The 1,334-nt window shown below is 60.6% G+C and carries 1 protein-coding gene; it reads left to right on the top strand.

Translation table 11 applies throughout. The annotated features are described in order from the left end of the window. On the top strand, nt 1-1,192 hold a 1,192-nt coding region (locus A2I95_RS38635; protein ID WP_291737685.1), incomplete at its 5' end, for a trimethylamine methyltransferase family protein. Nucleotides 1,193-1,334 lie beyond the last annotated feature (142 nt).

Consider the following 1,334-nt stretch of genomic DNA (forward strand, 5'->3'; position numbering starts at 1 on the left):
TGAAAACCCCATCTCGATTGATTGCGAGCACACATGGTTCATGCCCGGCATGACTTGCATCGCGGTCTATGACGCGGACTCCGGTGAGCCGCGCCCTTCGACGCGGGAGGACCTGGCGCTGATCACCCGGATTGCCGACAAGCTGCCGCATGTCGACGGTGTCTGCATTGCGGTGAAGAATGTCGAACAGTCGAACCAGTTCGGCGAGATCGACGAATTTGTCTGCCTGATGGAAAACACCACCAAGCCGCTGGAATACCTTTGCGAACACCCTTCCTCGCTGGATGCGGTGATCGAGATGGCGGCCGCGCTGCGCGGAACGCACCAGGCGCTCCGGCAGAAGCCTTATTTCCTGCATCTGATCACACCGCTGCCGGTAAACCTTGCGCGGATCCATTCGGACCAGATCATTACCGCCGCCAGGGTGGGCATCCCTGTGAGTGTCGGCACCCTGCCGATTGGCGGTGCGTCGTCGCCCATCACCCTGGCCGGCTGCATCACCCACGCGCTGATGACGGACTTTGCTGCAGTCGTCCTTGGACAGCTGGCTGCCGAGGGCAGTTTCTGCCTGGGCAGCTCTGACGTGAATTTCATGGAGCCGGTCACCGGCGCCATCGGCAGTTTCTCCCAGACATCAGTCGGCGACATGGCGATGTGCCAGGCGCGCCGCTCGCTGGGGTTTCCGTCGCTGACAGGGATCGGCGGCTGTTCCGTTGCCCGCCGTTTCAACCAGGATGCAGTCTGGGAAATCTCATCGAACATGACCCAGATGTTCTACAACCGCCCGGCCACGATCGATTACATGGGTTCGCTCGATCAGGGGCTCACTTATTCGCTGCACGCCCTGCTGTTGTGCGACGACCTTGCGGGGTTGCTGCGCAAGATGTGGCAGGGCCTGGAAATCTCGGCCGATCAGATGGCCATCGACCTGATCCGCGAGGTTGGCCCCAACGGTAATTTCCTCGCCCATCAGCACACGGTCGACAACTGCCGGACCCGGGTCTGGAATTCCCGCTACTTCGGCCCGAACATCCCGCTGAGCAACGCCGGGCTTGCGGATCAGGACCTGCTGAAGCGCATTGACAATGACCTCAAGGAGATGCTGGCAGTGCTGGAGCAGCCGGAACTGCCGCCGGAAACCAAGGCAGCTGTTTCCGCGATTTTAAACACGTACAGTGATCACGCGGTCTAATCCGGGACGCAGCTTTGATTTTTTCCCGGGCACGTCATAAAAGCTGGCTTCCTGCCCTTTGAGTCTAAGCCGACCGCTTCCGCGGAGAGGTTTTGGCTTGCAGCGACAGTTCGGCTGGATCAGCACCGCGGTCAGCTAGCAC

This window comes from Leisingera sp. F5 (genome assembly GCF_001593695.1).